Here is a 16,906-nt window from a genome sequence, read left to right as displayed (position 1 = left end):
GGTGACGAGCTCACACGGCACCCTGCTGCTGGTCGGAGCGGTCGAGGACACGGTACGCAAGGCCAAGGCGCTCGGCCTGCGTGTCCTGCTGCTGCAGCATCCCACCAAGATGACCAGCGCCCAACAGGATCTGGCCGACGTGGTGCGGATCGTCGACTACACCGACTGGTCGGCCGTGGAGCCGTTGGTCCGCCAGTTGTGGCACGATCCCGGATTCGACGCCGCCCTGTCGCTGACCGAACCGGGATTGGAACCGGCGGGCCGGATCAACGACCGGTACGACCTCGGCGGGACGGGGTACGAGGTCGCGCACCTGCTGCGCGACAAGTGGGCGATGCGCCGGCACCTCGCTGCCGCCGGCGTGCCCTCGGTCGCGGCGGCGCCCCTGACCGAACGGGCGGATCTGGACCGTTTCGGCGCCGAGCACGGCGCGTTCATCGTCAAACCGGTCGACGGCACCGCGAGTTTTGGCGTCTTCCTCGTCCGCGGTCCCCAGGACGCCGACGAGGTGTGGGCGCGGGTCCAGAAACTGCGCGGCAAGCGTACCGACCGTGGCTCCACCCTGTTCCTGATCCAGGACTTCATCATGGAGCAGTACGTCGACGGCCCGGAGCTCAGCGTCGAGTGCTTCAGCTTCGCCGGGCGGCACGTCGTCGTCGCGGTCACCGAGAAGTTCGTCGCACCGGGCTTCGCCGAGGTCGGACACGTCGTTCCCGCCCGGCTGCCGCATGCCGACCAGGAGGCCGCCCGCCGGTACGTCCGCCGGTTCCTCGCCGCCGTGGGCCTCCGGGACGGCGTGAGCCATACCGAGATGCGCATCGGCCCCGACGGCCCGGTGGTCATCGAGAGCCACAACCGGATCGCCGGGGACGCCATCCCGGAACTGGTCGAGGGTGCCTATGGCGTGGACCTGACCACGTACGCGCTCGGCTGGCCCTTCGGCCTGGTGCCGGAGCTTTCGGGCCGCCCCCGGGAGCGAGCGGCCGCCTGCACCCGGTTCCTGGTCGCCGAGCCGGGCCGGATCGGATCGGTGGAGGGAGTGGAGGACGCGGGGCGGCTGCCGGACGTTCTCACGGTCCGGATGAGCGCGCACCCGGGAGACGTCATCCGGGAACTGCGCGACAACTGGGACCGGCTGGGCCTGGTGGCGGTCACCGCGCCCGACCCCGAGTCGGCGATCCGCCGCGGCGCCGCAGTCCTCCGGGAGCACATCCGGGTCCGCACGGTGAGCCACGGAGGCCGCCCGGGGATCGCCCAGGTAGCGGTCGTGGACCCGGCCGTGGAGCAGCACAGCGACGTCGTGGAGGCGCGGGCGTGACCGTACTCGTCCTGCACCGTAACCCACTCGAACCGTTTCCGTACGACCAGTGGCTGCGGGACTACCCCGGTGACGTGGTCGTGCTCGCTGCCCGGGACAGGCTGGAGCTGTTCGGCGAGACCGTGCCCGACGACGACCTGGGCTACCGGCGGCTGGAGTTCCTGAACACGTTCGACGACCAGGAGTCGCTGCGCCGCCGCGCGTCGAGCCTGGCGGCCGAGTTCGCCGTGGAGACCGTGATCGCGCATCACGAGGCGGACGTCGACCTGGCGGCTGGGCTGCGGCAGGCGCACGGGCTGGCCGGCGCCTGGCCGTCCGACACGGCGCCCTTCCGGGACAAGGCCACCATGAAGGCGCGGCTGCGCGTCGCGGGCATCGAAACGGCCAGCTACACCGTGCCGCGGGTCGCGGCCGAGGCGCGGGCCTTCGCCGAGCTGCACGGCTTTCCACTGGTCAGCAAGCACCGCCATGGGTACAACGCGATTGGTCTGCGGATCCTCGACGACCCGGACGCCCTTGAGCAGCACCTTTCGGCCGCCTGGCCGGAACCGGGCAGCGTTCGCGACGACCTGCTGCTGGAGACGTACGTGCCCGGCCGCATGTGTCACGTCGACGGCTTGGTGGTGGATGGCCGCATGGTACTGGGCTGGCCGTCGCAGTACCAGTACGACCTGGCGTCGTTCGGCACGGACGCGGGCAGCCGGGTGGACGTCGCCCTCGATACGGACGACCCGCTGAACAAGCGACTGCTGGACCTGACGGAGGGGGCGCTGGCCGCCCTGCGGCCGGAGCGCAGCCGGCTGCGCGACCACGCCTTCCACGCCGAGATCTTCCACACGCCGGACGACCGGCTGGTCGTCTGCGAGATCGCCGCCCGCCCGGCCGGGGCGAAGGTTCGTGAGGTCCTCGCCGCCATGTTCGGCGTGAACCTCGGCGAGTACGCCACCCGCGCCCAGGCCGGGCTGCCGTTACCCGGGCTGGAGGAAGCGGTCGCCGGTGGGCCGCGGCCCGTGCCGACACGCATGGCCGGCCAGGTCCTGATGATGAAACGGCCCGGGCTCGTGCGCCAGGTGCCGCAGGCGCCCCAGGAGGACTGGCTGGAACACTTCTGGGTCTACGCGCGGCCGGGGCAGCTGTTGGATCCGGCGTCGGGATCCTCCGACTTCCTGGTGGCCGCAGTCGCCTCGGCACCCGAGCGCACGGAGTGCGAGCGCCGGCTGCGTCTGTTGGGCGCCCGCTTCGAGGCTCAGACCGAGATCGTGGTGCCGGCATGAACGCCGGCAGTGCCCGCGGGTCGATGCGGCTGCGGTACATGACCGCCATGGTCGTCGACGCCACCGGCAGCGGGATGTACCTGCCGATCTCGCTGCTGTACTTCCACCACGTCACCGGGCTGCCGATCGTCCAGGTCGGAACGATCATGAGTGCCGCGGCGCTGCTGTCGTTGGTCAGTAATCCCGTGGCGGGAATCCTGGTGGACCGTCTCGGGGCGCGGGCCGTGGTGATCGGCGGATACCTGCTGCGCGCAGCAGGCTTCGCGTCTTACCCGCTCGTAGATTCGCCCGTGCCGATGTTTTTCGCGGTCGCGGTCGTCGCTCTCGGCGACGGGAGCTTCCCGCCGTCCATCCAGTCCCTGGTCGCCGAGATCGCCCGCGGCGCCGACCGGGACCGCCTGATCGCTGCCCAGCGGAGCCTGCGTAACGCGGGGCTGGGCCTCGGCGGCCTGCTCGCGGCCGCCGCCCTGGGCTGGGGCTCGGACGTCGCCTATCAGGCGATCGTCCTGACCAGCGGGGCCGCCTTCCTCGTCACCGCCGGCCTCATGCGGACCATCGCGGCGCCGCCGCCCGCGCACGACAGCAGCGCCAGGGTCCGGCGAGGGTACCGCCTGGTCTTCCGCAACCGTCCGTTTCTGGCCCTCACCCTGCTGAACGTGCCGACCGCATTCGGGTACATGGTGTTGTCGGTGAGCCTTCCCGTCTACGTGACCCAGGACCTTGGCGCCCCGAACTCGATTGTCGGCGTCTTGTACGCGGTCAACACCATCGGCATCGCGGCGCTCCAGATCCCGGTCAGCGGGTATCTGACGCGGTTCCGGCGAACCCGGGCGGTGGCGCTCGGCGGGGCTGTCTTCTGCATGTCTTTTCTACTGTTCGAGGCGCTCGGCCTGGTCTCGTCCGACCGCGCCCTCATCGCCGGTGTCTTCGCCGCGACCGTGCTGTTCACCGTGGGCGAACTCCTGCACGGCGCGACTGCCTCGGCCCTCGTGGCCAACGCCGCGCCGGAATACACCCGGGGCCGGCACCTGGCCGTGTACCAGCTCTCGTGGGCCGTCCCGACGGCCCTGGCGCCGGCGGTGCTCACCAGCCTGCTGACGCTGTCGCCCGCGGTGATGTGGCTGGTGCTGGCGGCTGGCGTGGCGGGCTCGGCGCTGACGCTCACCCGGCTCGAGCCGCGGCTGCCCCGCCAGGCCGTCGAACCGCATGCGTCCCCTCCGGAACCGTCCACGGCGGACGGGCTCGCGAAGCCCGCGGCGTTGGAGCCCTCGGCTCCGGGGCTTCCCGGTGCCGCCCCGCCGGGCGGAGTCAGGCGCTGAACCCGCGAGGCGGTGCCGACGGCCCGGTCACCGGTCCGCGCCCATCTGCCCACCGCGCTGCACCGTGCCGCCCTCACGCGCCCACCGGGTCATACCACCCGCCAGCGGCCGGGCCGGGTATCCACGATCGCGCAGCAGGCGGACGACATCCGGGGACAGCACGCAGTACGGCCCCTGACAGTAGGCGATGATCTCGACGTTGCGGGGGATGTCGTCGAACCTGGCCTCGAGCTCCTGCGCCGGCAGGTTGACCGCTCCAGGGATGTGGCCCCTGGCGTATTCCCGCGCGGGCCGGACGTCCACCACCACGACTCCAGGATCGTCGAGGCGCGTGCGTAGCTGATCGACGGTCACCGGCATCATTTCGTCGGGATCGCCGAGCAGGTCGGCGATGGCCTCACGTAGATCGGCGAGCCGCTGCTCGGCACACGACTGCAGCGCGGACAGCAGGCTCGACACCTCGGGCCCGGCAAGCCGGTAGTAGATCCGGTTGCCCTGCCTGCGCGTGACAACCAGGTTGGCGCTCCGGAGCTGCTGCAGCTGCGCCGAGGTGTTCTTCAGGCTGACGTCGGCGGCACGCGCCAGCCGATCGACCTCGATCTCGCCGTCCTCGAGCAGATCGAGCAGCCGCAGGCGTACGGGATGGGCCAGCGCCTTGCCGATCCGGGCCAACTGGGTGTAGATGCCCAGTTCAACGAATTCGTTCATGAGCCCCGATCCCGCGGCAGTCGGTCGATGCTAACACCGAACCGTCCGGCCCCGGAGCTGCGCGGTCCGGGCCCGGTCGGCGCGCGGTCCGGTGCCCAGCCCGGACGACGACCTGCTCACCGCCGTCGACGGTCTGTTGCCGGTGCCGGCGACATTCGCCGGCACCGCCGCGCCATCTGGGACAACTTCCCGGTCAATGACCAGGTCTGGGACCAGAGGACTCCTGGTCCCGCACCATCAACACCCTCGGTGGATCGAAGGCCAGCCAGCTCCGAACCTTCGCGGAGATCAACCGCTCGTCCCTCGTTGACCACACCGACTCGGTGGCGCCGGCCGACCGAGCGAAAACGCCCTGATCTGGCGCCGACCGGGCGTAACGGTGGGTGATGGAACGTGCCGTGGCGCTATGCACGGTCGTGCCGAAGGGCGGTCGCTGAACTCACCGACTGTACCGACGGAACCGGGCGGCTATCCGAAGCGGTCAGCCAGCTTCGTCAGCTTGGTTACGTACGCCGGCCAGTCATAGTCGTGCGGGATGTTGCTGTTCTCTCGCCGCAGGCCGATCGCCGTGTCGTGCTGCTCGCGCATGATGTCGGCGTGACCGGCGTGACGGGCGAGGTCGCAGGTCACGTGGATGATGATCCTTTGCAGCGTCACGGCCTGTCTGCCTGGCTGCCACCACGACACCCGCCCCGGCGCGTCGAGCGGCAGCTGTTCGATCGTCTGATCCGCGAATACCCCGACACGGCGATACAGGTCGATCAGACCCTCCTTCGTCTCGTCCTCCCGCGCGTACCAGTCTGCCTGCGGGTCCTCCTCGTACGCCTGCATGGGGACCAGTTCCTCAGGCGTCGGGAATTCGCGCCCGAAGGTAGGCCCGAAGTAGCCGGCTTCGACATTGAGGCAGTGCTTGAGGACTCCCAGCAGGTTGTTGCCGGTCGCGGTGCGGGGCAGTCTGGCTTCGCGTTCGCTCAGCCCGTCGAGCTTCCAGATGAGGTCTTCGCGAGTCGCCTGGAGGTAGTGGTGCAGCGCAGCCTTCGCACGATTTGCCGTTCGAGCAGATGGCAGCCGATTTCGAGGGGGTGTCCGCAATGGCGGCTGGCTCTCCCGAGTTCGCGCAGGCAGTCGAAGGCGGAGGCAGGTATCTTTGGACGGTAGGGGAGCGAGGTAACCTAAACATCGTTCGCGATTTGCCTGGCATTCATCACACAATAGCCAGTGGTGGATCTCCGGTTGTTGGCGCTGGGCAGATCACAATCGGAAGTGGTGGAAAAGTCACATCGTTCGATAACTTCACGGGTCACTACACGCCGCCGTGTGGCCCAATGTGCCGCTTCATTCATCAATCAAGGGGTAGATGCCTTCGGCCGCGCTGACATCAGGATTCCCCTCGCAGTTATTCGAGACTTTGGTGGGAGGGCGCCGTAGATGAGGGTAGATCACGATCTTCGTGAAATGCGAGGACTCCCTGAAGGGCGGCTTGCCGACTGGGTGACCCACCGCTTCCCTGGCGGCACCTCTCCGCAGTGGTGGCTATCGATCTTTGAGTCTTTGGAGGTCAGTGCCACTCCCTTCCGGAAAATGGTCCCGAACCGCCGCGCAGAGGACCTCAACTTTGCTGCGGAGGCCATCAAGCTGGCTGTCGAGCTTGGGGGCGTTAGGGCTGCGATCGGCGCCTATTGGATGCTCAGATTCGCGGCACTTGCTCTGCGATTCGATCCTCCGATTTCCGGTCTCCCGGAAATCCTTTCGCCGGATGGTTCTGCTGAGTGGGCGCTGCGGCAGATACCCCTCAAGCGTGAATGCGCAATCGAGCAATCGGAGATCCGGAAAGTCGAGTACCTTACTGCTGGTGATGGCTTCTATGCGCCCCTTGGGGGTGGGGTGAATCCTTTGGGTGAAGTAAAATTCTCGGCCCTGCAAGATGTTGAGCTGATCCTGTCGGCGCTCCCATGGGTCTCTTTGCACGTCAAAGACGAAGTGATTTGCGGCGAGATCCGTTACTGGATGGAGATTCGGGGTAGCCTGAAATGGCCGGTCCCCTGTAGGTGTTCGAGCCAGGCTCGACGTGCCCACGATTCAGGCTGTCATTACGGGATTGGCTAGAAGATCTCTGGACGAGGCCGGACGTGAACGGGCCCTTCAGCTTATTCGGCAGTTGCGTGATCCGCAGCTCCCGGACGAGGCGTCTGGTCCGCTGTCTGATGAACTGGAAAGGTTGCTCGTCTACCCGCGAGTTGTCAATCTGATGTTCTTCGAAGGCCCTGAACTTTCCGACGAAGAAGTGATCGAGAGAGCGCTAGAGTGCAAGCCGTTTGAGCTCTAGCGTCCGCTGGCGGCCGCCGGTCAACCGGCGGCCGCCAGCACTTCCCGGGTCTCGCGGGCGATCTCGCGTTCCTCGTCCGTGCCGATCACGCAGACCGTGACCTCGACGTCGTCGAGGGAGATCACCCGGTCGCCGGTGGCGTCGCTGCGCGCCGGGTCAACGGCGATTCCCAGCCGATTGGGACCAGCCAGCGAGGCGGGGTGGATCGGCGCGGTGTGCTTGCCGACCCTGGCGGTGAAGGTGATTGGGTCCATCCGTCCGAGCAGGGCGCATAGCACGCGCCGACGTACGCGGTGGTCCGGTGGCAGCAGACGTCGAAGGCGAGTGTGTCGCCGTTCTGCTCCCTGATCGGAACAAAGGGGGATCCGTTGAAGTTCGTCGCCACCGCGGCGGCGGGGCTCGTCGCGGCGGTTCGCCATCGGCGCGTTGTGCGCCACCGGGGTGGGCTGTCTGATCCTGGCCGGGGCCGCGGCCGGTGCGATGGCCGCCGGTACCGGGTTCATGGTCGACGTCTCCCGGGGCGATCAGGAGTTCCCCTGGAGCGGTCTGGCCGGCACGATGATCGAGGGCGGCCTGGACGGCGCGCTGTCGGCGGGCCTGAGCCGCCTCGGCGGTGGCCTCCGTGCGGCGGCGGGTGGGGCGAAGGCCGCTGCCGCGGCCGGAAGCCGCCTGCCCAGACTGGGCGGACGTGCCTCGGGCAGTGGTGACGTGAAGGCCGGCGGCAGGGGCTCGAACGCCACCAGTGGTGGTGGGGCCAGGGCCGCTTCCGCGGGTGGATCGTCCGGTGGGCCCGGTTATCAGGGGCGGCACCGCCAGGATGACGACTCGGCGGGCTGCGCGCCGCTGCACAGTTTCGATCCGTCGACCCGGGTGCTGCTGGCCGATGGCAGCAGTAAACCGATCGAGGATTTGAAGCATGGTGACGAGGTCGCCGCGACGGACCCGGAGACCGGCCGGAGTGCGGCGAAGCCGGTCACCCAGCTGCACGTCAACCAGGATCGTGACCTGACCGACGTCACCGTCCGCGATGGCAAGACTGGCAAGACGACGGTGGTGAAGACGACCCAGCACCACCCGTTCTGGGACGCCACCGACGGCAGGTGGGTCGACGCCGCGAAACTCGCGGTCGGCCACCGGCTGCTCGTGCACGACGACAAGCGCGCCTGGAAGGCGACGGCACCGGCGCCGGCATGGGCGGCGGTGGCCCCGGAGATCAGCTCACCGTCGTCGAGGTACGCAACTACACCGGCGACAAGCGGATGCACGACCTCACCGTCGCCGACATCCACACGTACTATGTGATCACCGGTGACACGCCGGTCCTCGTCCACAACAACAAGGACGTATGTACCGTTTACCGTGTCGAGGGTGCGGGCAACGAAAGGGTTCGGGTAAGGGATGACGGCGGCGTGCTCCTCCGGGACGCCAAGAAGCCGATCTTCTTGAACTTTGGTGTCGAGGAGAGGGCAGAACAATTTTTGCAAAAGCGCCTGGGGCAGGGATTTGCGGATTCGGAGATCAAAGAGTTCGACGTCAAGAGCGAGTTCCGTGATTGGCTGCGGAATAACGCGGTGCCGGAGAGTCAGGCCAAGAAGTTTCCCGATCAACCCCTTGTCGTGGACACCACCCAAGCGGCGGACCAATATATGCTCAGGCCGCAGCATATTAAGATGATGTTCGACAACATTATCCCCGGAAGTGGTCGTAGGCGGTCATAGCTGTGCGTAGTCAACTTGTAGCGGTAGAATCCTCCGATTTCGGCGTGACGCTTGAGGAGGTGCGAGACCTCTTTCTCCTTCTGGCTGAGGCGAGAGTAATGGAGCCTGACGAAGATTCCTGGAGGGCTCGCTTGCCCAGGTGGCTCCTTGATCACTTTGCCGAAGAGTTGACGCCCGAAGAGAATGAGGCGTGGCTGAATCGGTGGCGCGAAGCTCCACTAGCTCAAAAGGCGCAGATGGAAGATGCTCGCGGATGGGAGTTGGGTGAGTGGCTGTACTGGTTCCAGCGCGACAACGAGATGTGGACTATTGTCGGTGCGCGATTAGAGGACCAGCGACTGACCGTTGACATTGAGCAGGCGGACGATCCTGTTCCGACGCGTGTACTCCAGTGGACTTGTGAAGTGGCAGGTCTGCGAATCGAATCGCTTGGCAGAGTTTCCTGAAGCGCTCGGCTGCTGCTGATGCCCCCACATCTTCCGCGACGATGGGGGATCGGCGTGACGCGACGTTTATCCAGAAAACACCGGACCAACCCCGCGACCTATCCAGCTTTGTTTGAGTCTAGAATTAACGGGGGGCTCGGTCGGGACATGAATGCCCGCCGAGTCCTCCTCCCTTTGGGATTCGAACAATGCAACGAGATGCTCCGATAAGCGATTCGCATGGTAGCTGCGTGTGTTGAGGTGCATGGTCGTGTGCCCCGGTTGCTGTCAGGGCTGATGTCAGATGCCCGGAACATGTGCAAATGTACCGATCCAACTGTCCAGGCTGGATGCCGAAGTTGCGGCTGATCGTTGGCACGGCGCGTAGCGGCGTGGCGTCGATCCCTGGAACCCGTCGCGTGAGTTGACCCGTGATGGGCCACGGCCTCGATCGCTTCGACTGGGATATGTCGCCTGGCCGGCCCTGGCCGTTGCACGGGCGCGTGCGCGCGGCCCGGCGAAGCCGGGCCGTTCTTGGTTATGAAGCGATCTTTAGCCCAGTGGCTCCGTTGGCGGCGGGGCTGCTGGGCTATGCCTTGGGGTTGCGGCGCTGCTTCGTCGGTGCCGGCTGCTCGGCGGGTTCGGGCGTTCCGCTGCTGGCGGCTCGTCCGAGGTTGGCTTCGTAGGCGGCGAGGTCGTCGGCGAGGTCGGTGTGTGCGTGTTGGAGAGTGGCGAGTTCTTCGGTGGCTTGCCAGGCTGCAGTGGTGTCCCTGTTCATGAACGCGTCGACGATCTTGCCGCTGATGCGCTCCCGTTCCAGGAGGTAGAGGGCGAGGCGCCGGTTCAGGGCCGGGTTGTCGCTGATGACCGGCGCTTGGGTCGTGGCCGCGATGGGGTGGCCGTCGGCGTCGGTGCCGATGCGTTCGGGCGCCTGGGGATGGACGAAGGTGCCCTTGCCGACGACGGCGTAGGTCAGTCCGCGGTTCGATCCGTCGACCCGGGTGCTGCTGGCCGATGGCAGTAGTAAGCCGATCGAGGATCTGAAGCATGGTGACGAGGTCGCCGCGACCGACCCGGAGACCGGCCGGAGTGCGGCGAAGCCGGTCACCCAGCTGCACGTCAACCAGGATCGTGACCTGACCGATGTCACCGTGCGCGACGCCGAGACCGGCAAAACGACGGTGGTGAAGACGACCTAGCACCACCCGTTCTGGGACGCCACCGACGGCAGGTGGGTTGACGACTCTGCTGCCGAATTCGTGACACGCCGTCGGGATCGTTCTGCCTGGCCGGTTCCTGGGTGATGATCCCTGTTCGCGGTCGTGTTCTTGTCGTTTCCGGCCATGCGGAGGGGTGTGCGAGTGTCGATGCAGCCGCGGTCGCGGGTCCAGATTCCGGAGCAGACGGTGCAGGTGGCCCGGGCTGCGTTCCCGAACGGCAGTGTGGCGATGTCCGCCCGCGACCACCTGGGCGAGGTGTTCACCGATGAGCAGTTCGCCGCCGCGTTCGGTGTCCGGGGCGCCCCGGCCGAGTCTCCGGGCGCGTTGGCGCTGGTGACCGCCCTGCAATACACGGAGAACCTGACCGATCGGCAGGCCGCGCAGATGGTCGCGCGGGCTATCGACTGGAAGTACGCGCTCGGCCTGGAGTTGACCGATCCCGGCTTCAACGCCAGCGTGCTGTGCAAGTTCCGGGCCCGGTTGGTCGAGCACGGCATGGAAGAACTGGTCTTCACCCGGATGCTGACCGTGCTGGCCGGCCAGGGTCTGATCGGCGCCGGTGGTAAACAACGCACCGACTCCACCCACGTGATCAGCGCGGTACGTGACCTCAACCGCCTCGAACTGGCCGGTGAGTCGGTACGGGCCTGCCTGGAAACGTTATCGATGGCCGCACCGGACTGGCTGGCCACGGTGATCGACGTCGGCGAGTGGGCGCACCGGTACGGACCGCGTATCGATTCCTGGCGGCTGCCCGCCTCGCAGGCCAAGCGGGACCGGCTCGCCCATGTCTACGGCACCGACGCCGTCGCCCTGCTACGCGCGGTGTTCGCTGCGCAGGCTCCGGCATGGCTGGCCGAACTGCCCACCGTGCAGGCCCTGCGGGTCGTGCTGGTGCAGAACTATCTGATCACCACCGATAGCAGGGGGCGGGAGGTGATCCGGCGGCGGGAGGCGGACACGGACGGTCTCCCGCCCGCCAGAACACGGATCACCTCGCCGTACGACACCGACACCCGGTGGGCCGCCAAAGGCGACGACCTGTTCTGGAACGGCTACAAGGTCCACCTGACCGAAACCTGCGACCACCACGACGAACCGGACGCTACCAGCGGCCCTGACGGTGAGACCGGTCCCCGTCCGGCGCCGAACCTGATCGTCAACGTGGCCACCACCGCGGCCTGAGGTTCCCCCGATAGCGTGGAGGCCGGACCTAAGGGGATAGATGGTCATGGCTGAAACGAGGAGACGGTTCGACCGGGAGTTCCGTGAGGGCGCTGTGCGGATCGTGCGGGAGACGGGTAAGCCGATCGCGCAGGTCGCTCGGGATCTGGGTATCAACAGCGGCACTCTGGCGAACTGGGTGGCGCAGGAGCGTCGGGCTCGGGGCGAGGCCGCCGCGGGTGGTCTCGGTGAGGACGAACGCGCCGAGTTGGCCAGGCTGCGTAAGGAAAACGCTGAGCTGGCGATGGAGCGTGATGTCCTCAAGCGATCCGTGGTCCTGTGGGTCAAGGAGGCGACGAAGTGATCGTGGCCCGCTTCGTCGCCGCCCAGAGGACCGAGCATGCCGTGCCGCACGCGGTGACCTGCCGGGCGCTGGGGCTGTCGCAGTCGTGGTTCTACAAGTGGCGTGACCGGCGGCCCACCGCACGGCAGACCCGCCGCGATGCGCTCGACGAGGCGATCCGGGCAGCGTTCGACGCCTCCGGCGGCACCTACGGCTCCCCGCGGGTGACCCAGGACCTCACCGGTTGAGACCGATGCGCGGGCTACGAACGGACACGACAGCGCAGGTGATCATCGCCGGACACGCCTTCATGCAGAACCTCCGCCGCGGCCACTACGAACTCGCCATCGACACCCCGCCCGCTCTGCGGGTCGCAGCGGCGTTTGCCGAACTCGCCCAAGCGATCTGACCGCCCACCCGGCACAGGCTTCACGCATCTTCCGATCCCACAACGCAACGGCGCCCCGAAGAGCTCCGTCTTGCCGACCGCGGGCCAGGCGGCCGGATCGTCCGGCAGGTGCAGGACGTCGACCCACCCCTGCGGCGGCTGACCAAGGTCTACCAGAACCCCTGCCCGTCCCGCACCCATCGGGATGGCACTTGCGGTGCCTCGCACCCGATCGTCCACCGGGAAGGCGAGACCAGTGCGTGGCGCTACGGGGACCTCGGCAGAAATCCAGCGCTGTTCGGATTCATCTCGCCGCCGATGGGGAGAAGCCCGTGGCCGCCAACGGCGGCTCCCGGCCGGCCACGCGAGATCCAACTGGCCGTTGACAGTGAGGAGGCCGCGTGCTCGCCAACCTTCTGATCCTCGGGTTCATCCTCAGCCTGGACAACTTCCGGACAGCTGTTGCGCTCGGTCCGCTGGGGCTCAGGCAGGGCCAAGCGGCGCTGGTGGCCTTGATGTTCGGGGTCTGCGACGGGGTAGCACCCCTGGTCGGCGTGCTGGCTGGACGTCAGGCCAGTCAGGCCATCGAGCTGATCGCCGGCTACCTGGGACCGATTTTGCTAGGTACGTACGGTCTGTACCTCCTCGTTCGGGCGTTGCGAAGCGCCCGTCCGGAGGAGCTGACGCATTCCTGGATGATCTTTGGCCTGCCGCTGCCGCTGAGCTTGGACAACGTCATGGCGGGCGCGAGCCTGGGCCTGCTCGGCTTCTCGCCCTGGCTCGCGGCATCGGTCTTCGGCGCCATTACGGCCCTGATGGCGTTCGCCGGGTTGCGGCTCGGGCGGGCAGCTTCCCGCCTCATTCGCATCCGCTCCGATCTATTGGGCGGTTCAGCAACCGTCATCATGGCCCTGGTGCTGGCCGTGTTCGACAGTTGAGGGTCGACTCACCGGGCCGCGCAACCAGACGGATCAGCTACGGAAACTGGGCCGGACATGGACCGGCGAAAGGGGAGACGCCTTTGGGCGCCCGCCGTGTAACCGCACCAGCGGCCTACGGGCCACGCCTGGCCGCGATCGGGGTTGTACCTGCTGCACGGGCAGTTCCTGTCGGTGTCTCGTACCGCGGCCGCGCTGCGGGACCTGTTCGGCGCTCGCGGCACCGAGGCGACGGTGGACTGCTGGGTCAAACGCAGCGCTCTGGGCATCATCGAGCGTGTCCTGCCGGTGATCCGGGATCGGATCGCCGCCGCCCGGGTGGCCTGCTTCGACGAGACCGGGATGCGTGTCGAGGGCCGGCTGGCCTGGCTGCATTCGGCCTCCACCGGCACGGATGTTCTTCTGACGGCGAACCGTAAACGGGGCACCGCCGCGATGGACACCGTCGGGGTGCTGCCCGCGCCGCCGACACCGACCCCGATCCGGCCGAACTCGCCGAGCAGGGCGGCGTTGCGTAAGGCGGCCATGACCTCGGGTCCGGTTCCGGTGCGGATCTGGGATCGGTCTTCGTCGTAGGTGACGTCCCGCACCCAGTGGATCTTGTTTTCGATCGACCAGTGGCCGCGGATCCAGGCAGCCAGTTGTGCCGGTTTCGCTTGGTGCACGCGCAGGTCGGTGATGGCGTAGACGGTCTCGGTGGTGAAGCGTTTCGGCTGGTCCAGGCGCCGCCTGCGGCGGCGGATCTGCAGCGCTTGGGCGGCGTGTGGGAAGTCGATGCCGGTGGAGATCGTCAGGGCCTTCACGGTGCGGATCTCGCGGCGGCCGCGCCCGCGGTCGGTGTCGCGGAAGACGTCCGGGGCGGCCCGCCAGGGTAGACCGGAGAGCTGGCGGTGCAGCCTCGGCTGGTTGCCCTTGACGGTCAGGATCCAGTGCGCGCCGCGTTCGGCGAGGTGGTCGACGTGCTCACGCTGGCAGTGCAGCGCGTCTGCGGTGATCACGGTGTCGCGCAGGTCGCCGATCTGGTCGAGCAGCGGCTGGAATCGGGTGATCTCATTGGTCTTGCCGTCGACGTCGGTACTGGCCAGGACCACGCCGGCCGCCTGATCGCAGGCGGCCATCACATGCCGGGCCGTGCTGTCGGTGGTGCGCGAGCGCGCAGGGTCTTGCCGTCGACGGCGATCGCTCGCCGGGACGCCGACGTGCCGGCAGCAGCCCGGCTGGCAAGCCAGACGCTGACCGCCGCGGTCAGTACCTGCGGGTCGATGGCCTGCAACAGCCGGCGGATCATCGCCTCGGACGGGCGCCGATCCGGGGCCATGCCCAGCGCGAACGCGGTCGCCGCCGGCACGTCGGCGACCCACTCAGCGATCGCAGTGTACGACCGGTTGCCGGCCACCACCGCGCACACCGCAGCGCTCACCACGACCGTCAACCGGTGTCGCACACCTCGCCGGGCCCGTGGATCAGGCAGATCGGCCAGCGCAGCGAGTAGTCCGCCAGCGGCTTCGGACACGGTCAGAGCCGGTGCACTGCCCGTCTTGCTGCCATCAACAACGGCGCTTCTACTCCAGTCCACTCAGGTCAGACACCGCCACGACTTTGCCGGGGCCCTGCCGCGACGACTACCTGCGATTCGTCACCAACCCGGCGGTGCCGTTCGACAACAATGCCGCGTGGACCCCCACCACCGCCTGAACCGTCTTGCGCAGCCGCGTATCCGAACTCCCGGGCACCTACCCAGTGACCCCGCCGTGACGGGCAACCCAGACGGGGGCTCACGCTGCCATCGCGCTGAACGCCGACACGCCCGCCTCTGCCACCACCTGGTCGTTGTCGACGGTGCTGCCGCTCACGCCCACGGCACCCACCACCTGGCCGTTACCGTCCTTCAGCGGAATCCCGCCCGGGAAGGTAATCAGACCCTGGTTCGAGAACTCGATGTGATAAAGCGGCTGACCGGGCTGAACCAAGGGGCCGAGTTCCCCGCTCGCCATATCGAAGAGCCGCGCCGTACGCGCTTTTTTGATCGCGATGTCGATGCTGCCGAGCCAGGCGCCGTCCATTCGGGTGAACGACTTCAGGTTGCCACCCACGTCGACCACAGCGATATTCATCAGCAGATTCAGCTCGCGTGCCTTCCGCACGCTCGCCTCCAGGACTATCTGCGCCTGATCCATCGTCACATCTGACCGCGTTGCAACGCTTGTCACCTCAGTATTTCCCTTCCGGTCGTTTACCAGCTTCTCGTGGTTCGATGCGACCGGCACCCCAGCCCGCCGCGCTGGCGACCCGACTCCTTCGGATCCTGGTGCACCTGCGCCGAACCGAATCATTAACCGCCCGTCCGTCTTCCCAAAGGTCGGAAATCATGGCGGAGAAGCCTCTTTATCCGGCCCACCATACCCTACGCACATGCGCTCTTCAGCGTTATCCGGATTTTGGGGCGAAAGCCTGCCGGCAGCAGGAAGGTGGAGTCGGTGAGGTGGCGAGTGGTCGAGGCGAAGCCGACATGGATGCCGGTTGCAGCGGGCACTGGTGCAGCGACCAGGGCGGTGGCACCGGGATGTCCCGCCCGGATGAACCTGCCGACGGTGTCGGGGCGACGCCGCTCATCGAGGGAACGCGCGAACTCGGGGTTTAGGAGATGGTTCGATGCCGACTGTGGATAAGATATCCGCCGCACTGAGCGAGCTCGGGTTGGACAGGCAGAACGGGGCGACGATTGGTCGACTCCTCGCCCACGGCGGCCTCGAACACGCCGAGGAGGGACCGGACGGCCGGATGAGCGCCAAACTCCGGATTCCGTTGGATGAAATGGTCTGGGAGCCAGCGGTTATCGTCATGCCCCATGGGGGCGACCTCGAAATCGAGGTCACCAACGATGACCAGAACGGGCACGCCGCGCTCTTTCCGAGCAATGGGGACAGTCAGTGGCTGGGGCTGCCGATCTATTCACGAGGAACGGCCACCATTAACCTCGACGGCCCGGGCTACTACTGGTTCAGTTCCCCTATCGCCAATGATGAGGGCCGAGGACTGGAAGGGGCGATCGTCGTACTGGGTGACGTTCCGAGCCAGGCCCGCCTGGACCGTCCAGAACAGCCACGACCGTAGAAGTGAGCAGCTGATGGAATATGTAGAGGCAGGGTCGGCCGTCAACTTCGGATCGGTGAGCCAACTGGTCGGGTTCGCGCCACCGGTGGCTCGCCATGTCACGTACGAACGCATCCTCCAGGCCCGGTCGGAACCGCAGAACTGGCTGACCTACTACGGCGCCTATGACGGGCAGCGGTTCAGCCCGCTGGACCAGATCAACATTGCGAACGTCAAACGACTCGCTCCGGCGTGGGCTTTTCAGTTCGGCACGTTCGGCATGCACGCGGGCCAGTCGACGTACGCGTTCGAGGCCGCTCCCATCGTCGTGGACGGAATCATGTACGTCTCGGGCTGGGACGGCTGGGTCTGGGCCATCAACGCCCGGACCGGCGAACAACTATGGCAGTACAAGCATGCGATCCCGTTCGATACCCCGTTGTGCTGCGGCAACGTCAACCGCGGGGTCGCGGTGGCCAAGGGAAAGGTCTTCGTCGTCACCCTGAACGCTCATGTGCTCGCGCTCGACGCGGTTAACGGTCAGTGAGCCTTTCCGCGTAACGGTGTGAGTGCGGCGGGTAGCGGTGCTGGTGGCCGGTGCGGACACGCCCGGACCCGTTGTGGTGCAAGGGAAAGACGCAGAACCCCGGTATGAAGTGGTCCTCTCACAGA

The 16,906-nt window shown here is 67.2% G+C and carries 20 protein-coding genes and 2 pseudogenes; 15 read left to right on the top strand and 7 right to left on the bottom strand.

Features of this window, described 5'->3' with window-relative positions; all coding sequences use genetic code 11:
- Position 1: 1 nt before the first annotated feature.
- The 3 genes from ABGB16_RS16845 to ABGB16_RS16835 are packed head-to-tail and all read left to right on the top strand — an operon-like array spanning position 2 to position 3,911.
- The gene (locus ABGB16_RS16845) at positions 2–1,318 is read left to right on the top strand and encodes an ATP-grasp domain-containing protein (RefSeq protein ID WP_347669004.1); all 1,317 of its coding nucleotides are present in this window, start codon (positions 2–4) and stop codon (positions 1,316–1,318) included.
- Positions 1,315–2,592, top strand: a complete 1,278-nt coding sequence (locus ABGB16_RS16840; protein ID WP_347669003.1) for a hypothetical protein — start codon at positions 1,315–1,317, stop codon at positions 2,590–2,592. The genes ABGB16_RS16845 and ABGB16_RS16840 overlap by 4 nt, the downstream gene beginning before the upstream one ends.
- Positions 2,589–3,911 carry an MFS transporter gene (locus ABGB16_RS16835; RefSeq protein ID WP_347669002.1) on the top strand — a complete coding sequence of 441 codons (1,323 nt, stop codon included), beginning with the start codon at positions 2,589–2,591 and terminating at the stop codon, positions 3,909–3,911. The genes ABGB16_RS16840 and ABGB16_RS16835 overlap by 4 nt, the downstream gene beginning before the upstream one ends.
- Positions 3,912–3,938: 27 nt before the next feature.
- On the opposite strand, the gene ABGB16_RS16830 is transcribed toward ABGB16_RS16835, so the two are convergent.
- Together ABGB16_RS16830 and ABGB16_RS16825 are read right to left on the bottom strand one after the other, a co-directional pair.
- Positions 3,939–4,619: a metalloregulator ArsR/SmtB family transcription factor gene (locus tag ABGB16_RS16830; RefSeq protein WP_347669001.1), complete on the bottom strand. Its 681-nt coding sequence runs from the start codon at positions 4,617–4,619 to the stop codon at positions 3,939–3,941.
- Positions 4,620–5,087: 468 nt separating this feature from the next.
- The gene (locus tag ABGB16_RS16825) at positions 5,088–5,687 is read right to left on the bottom strand and encodes a DinB family protein (protein WP_347669063.1); all 600 of its coding nucleotides are present in this window, start codon (positions 5,685–5,687) and stop codon (positions 5,088–5,090) included.
- Positions 5,688–6,047: 360 nt separating this feature from the next.
- Between ABGB16_RS16825 and ABGB16_RS16820 the strand changes: the two genes are divergently transcribed.
- Positions 6,048–6,725 (top strand): hypothetical protein, encoded by a 678-nt coding sequence (locus tag ABGB16_RS16820; protein ID WP_347669000.1) that lies wholly within the window; start codon positions 6,048–6,050, stop codon positions 6,723–6,725.
- 240 nt (positions 6,726–6,965) lie between these two features.
- Here the strand turns inward: ABGB16_RS16820 and ABGB16_RS16815 are convergent.
- Positions 6,966–7,270: pseudogene (locus tag ABGB16_RS16815) on the bottom strand (acetate kinase); the annotation flags it as partial.
- A 176-nt stretch (positions 7,271–7,446) separates the two neighbouring features.
- Between ABGB16_RS16815 and ABGB16_RS16810 the strand changes: the two are divergent.
- Genes ABGB16_RS16810 through ABGB16_RS16800 form a run of 3 tightly spaced genes read left to right on the top strand, consistent with a single transcriptional unit; the run spans position 7,447 to position 9,109 of the window.
- Positions 7,447–8,247: a polymorphic toxin-type HINT domain-containing protein gene (locus ABGB16_RS16810; RefSeq protein WP_347668999.1), complete on the top strand. Its 801-nt coding sequence runs from the start codon at positions 7,447–7,449 to the stop codon at positions 8,245–8,247.
- Positions 8,205–8,663, top strand: a complete 459-nt coding sequence (locus ABGB16_RS16805) for a hypothetical protein (RefSeq protein WP_347668998.1) — start codon at positions 8,205–8,207, stop codon at positions 8,661–8,663. Before ABGB16_RS16810 ends, ABGB16_RS16805 begins: the two co-directional genes overlap by 43 nt.
- A 44-nt stretch (positions 8,664–8,707) precedes the next feature.
- Complete coding sequence (locus tag ABGB16_RS16800; RefSeq protein ID WP_347668997.1) at positions 8,708–9,109, top strand: hypothetical protein; 402 nt, start codon at positions 8,708–8,710, stop codon at positions 9,107–9,109.
- Positions 9,110–9,677: 568 nt separating this feature from the next.
- Here the strand turns inward: ABGB16_RS16800 and ABGB16_RS16795 are convergent.
- Positions 9,678–10,121: a hypothetical protein gene (locus tag ABGB16_RS16795; RefSeq protein WP_347669062.1), complete on the bottom strand. Its 444-nt coding sequence runs from the start codon at positions 10,119–10,121 to the stop codon at positions 9,678–9,680.
- Between ABGB16_RS16795 and ABGB16_RS16790 the strand changes: the two genes are divergently transcribed.
- The 6 genes and pseudogenes from ABGB16_RS16790 to ABGB16_RS16765 all read left to right on the top strand — a co-directional run bounded on the left by ABGB16_RS16790 (position 10,090) and on the right by ABGB16_RS16765 (position 13,141).
- Complete coding sequence (locus tag ABGB16_RS16790; protein ID WP_347668996.1) at positions 10,090–10,287, top strand: polymorphic toxin-type HINT domain-containing protein; 198 nt, start codon at positions 10,090–10,092, stop codon at positions 10,285–10,287. The two genes, ABGB16_RS16795 and ABGB16_RS16790, sit on opposite strands and share 32 nt — an antisense overlap.
- Before the next feature lie 168 nt (positions 10,288–10,455).
- Complete coding sequence (locus ABGB16_RS16785) at positions 10,456–11,493, top strand: transposase (RefSeq protein WP_347669061.1); 1,038 nt, start codon at positions 10,456–10,458, stop codon at positions 11,491–11,493.
- Between the two features lie 46 nt (positions 11,494–11,539).
- On the top strand, positions 11,540–11,836 hold the full coding sequence (locus tag ABGB16_RS16780; protein WP_347668995.1) for a transposase: 297 nt from the start codon (positions 11,540–11,542) through the stop codon (positions 11,834–11,836).
- Positions 11,812–12,063 carry an IS3 family transposase gene (locus ABGB16_RS16775; RefSeq protein ID WP_347668994.1) on the top strand — a complete coding sequence of 84 codons (252 nt, stop codon included), beginning with the start codon at positions 11,812–11,814 and terminating at the stop codon, positions 12,061–12,063. Before ABGB16_RS16780 ends, ABGB16_RS16775 begins: the two co-directional genes overlap by 25 nt.
- A pseudogene (locus ABGB16_RS16770) lies at positions 12,057–12,224 on the top strand (IS6 family transposase); the annotation flags it as partial. The gene ABGB16_RS16775 and the pseudogene ABGB16_RS16770, both read left to right, overlap by 7 nt.
- A gap of 380 nt (positions 12,225–12,604) precedes the next feature.
- Entirely contained in the window at positions 12,605–13,141 is a 537-nt protein-coding gene (locus ABGB16_RS16765; protein ID WP_347668993.1) for a manganese efflux pump, read from the top strand.
- A gap of 8 nt (positions 13,142–13,149) precedes the next feature.
- Here the strand turns inward: ABGB16_RS16765 and ABGB16_RS16760 are convergent, their stop codons facing one another.
- The 3 genes from ABGB16_RS16760 to ABGB16_RS16750 all read right to left on the bottom strand — a co-directional run bounded on the left by ABGB16_RS16760 (position 13,150) and on the right by ABGB16_RS16750 (position 15,318).
- On the bottom strand, positions 13,150–14,259 hold the full coding sequence (locus ABGB16_RS16760; protein ID WP_347669060.1) for an ISAs1 family transposase: 1,110 nt from the start codon (positions 14,257–14,259) through the stop codon (positions 13,150–13,152).
- The gene (locus ABGB16_RS16755; RefSeq protein WP_347668992.1) at positions 14,259–14,573 is read right to left on the bottom strand and encodes a transposase family protein; all 315 of its coding nucleotides are present in this window, start codon (positions 14,571–14,573) and stop codon (positions 14,259–14,261) included. The genes ABGB16_RS16760 and ABGB16_RS16755 overlap by 1 nt, the downstream gene beginning before the upstream one ends.
- A 343-nt stretch (positions 14,574–14,916) precedes the next feature.
- Positions 14,917–15,318, bottom strand: coding sequence for a heme-binding protein (locus ABGB16_RS16750; protein ID WP_347668991.1), 402 nt, complete (start codon positions 15,316–15,318; stop codon positions 14,917–14,919).
- Between the two features lie 475 nt (positions 15,319–15,793).
- Here ABGB16_RS16750 and ABGB16_RS16745 point away from each other — a divergent pair, with 475 nt between their 5' ends.
- Complete coding sequence (locus tag ABGB16_RS16745; RefSeq protein WP_347668990.1) at positions 15,794–16,255, top strand: MSMEG_3727 family PQQ-associated protein; 462 nt, start codon at positions 15,794–15,796, stop codon at positions 16,253–16,255.
- 13 nt (positions 16,256–16,268) lie between these two features.
- Positions 16,269–16,781 carry a PQQ-binding-like beta-propeller repeat protein gene (locus ABGB16_RS16740; protein ID WP_347668989.1) on the top strand — a complete coding sequence of 171 codons (513 nt, stop codon included), beginning with the start codon at positions 16,269–16,271 and terminating at the stop codon, positions 16,779–16,781.
- Positions 16,782–16,906: the final 125 nt, after the last annotated feature.

The sequence above is a fragment of the Micromonospora sp. B11E3 genome (genome assembly GCF_039871625.1).
In the GTDB taxonomy this organism is placed as follows: domain Bacteria; phylum Actinomycetota; class Actinomycetes; order Mycobacteriales; family Micromonosporaceae; genus Micromonospora.
Note: the sequence above shows the minus strand (reverse complement) of the source record. Positions and strands in the feature narration are given on the sequence as shown.

Bases quoted from the DNA above. Each gene is read 5' to 3' on its own strand.
- ABGB16_RS16745 (WP_347668990.1), top strand. From the start codon at position 15,794: ATGCCGACTGTGGATAAGATATCCGCCGCACTGAGCGAGCTCGGGTTG.
- ABGB16_RS16805 (WP_347668998.1), top strand. From the start codon at position 8,205: ATGCACGACCTCACCGTCGCCGACATCCACACGTACTATGTGATCACC.
- ABGB16_RS16820 (WP_347669000.1), top strand. From the start codon at position 6,048: ATGAGGGTAGATCACGATCTTCGTGAAATGCGAGGACTCCCTGAAGGG.
- ABGB16_RS16810 (WP_347668999.1), top strand. From the start codon at position 7,447: ATGGTCGACGTCTCCCGGGGCGATCAGGAGTTCCCCTGGAGCGGTCTG.
- ABGB16_RS16750 (WP_347668991.1), bottom strand. From the start codon at position 15,318: ATGGATCAGGCGCAGATAGTCCTGGAGGCGAGCGTGCGGAAGGCACGC.
- ABGB16_RS16785 (WP_347669061.1), top strand. From the start codon at position 10,456: ATGCAGCCGCGGTCGCGGGTCCAGATTCCGGAGCAGACGGTGCAGGTG.
- ABGB16_RS16740 (WP_347668989.1), top strand. From the start codon at position 16,269: ATGGAATATGTAGAGGCAGGGTCGGCCGTCAACTTCGGATCGGTGAGC.
- ABGB16_RS16780 (WP_347668995.1), top strand. From the start codon at position 11,540: ATGGCTGAAACGAGGAGACGGTTCGACCGGGAGTTCCGTGAGGGCGCT.
- ABGB16_RS16830 (WP_347669001.1), bottom strand. From the start codon at position 4,619: ATGAACGAATTCGTTGAACTGGGCATCTACACCCAGTTGGCCCGGATC.
- ABGB16_RS16760 (WP_347669060.1), bottom strand. From the start codon at position 14,259: ATGGCCGCCTGCGATCAGGCGGCCGGCGTGGTCCTGGCCAGTACCGAC.
- ABGB16_RS16835 (WP_347669002.1), top strand. From the start codon at position 2,589: ATGAACGCCGGCAGTGCCCGCGGGTCGATGCGGCTGCGGTACATGACC.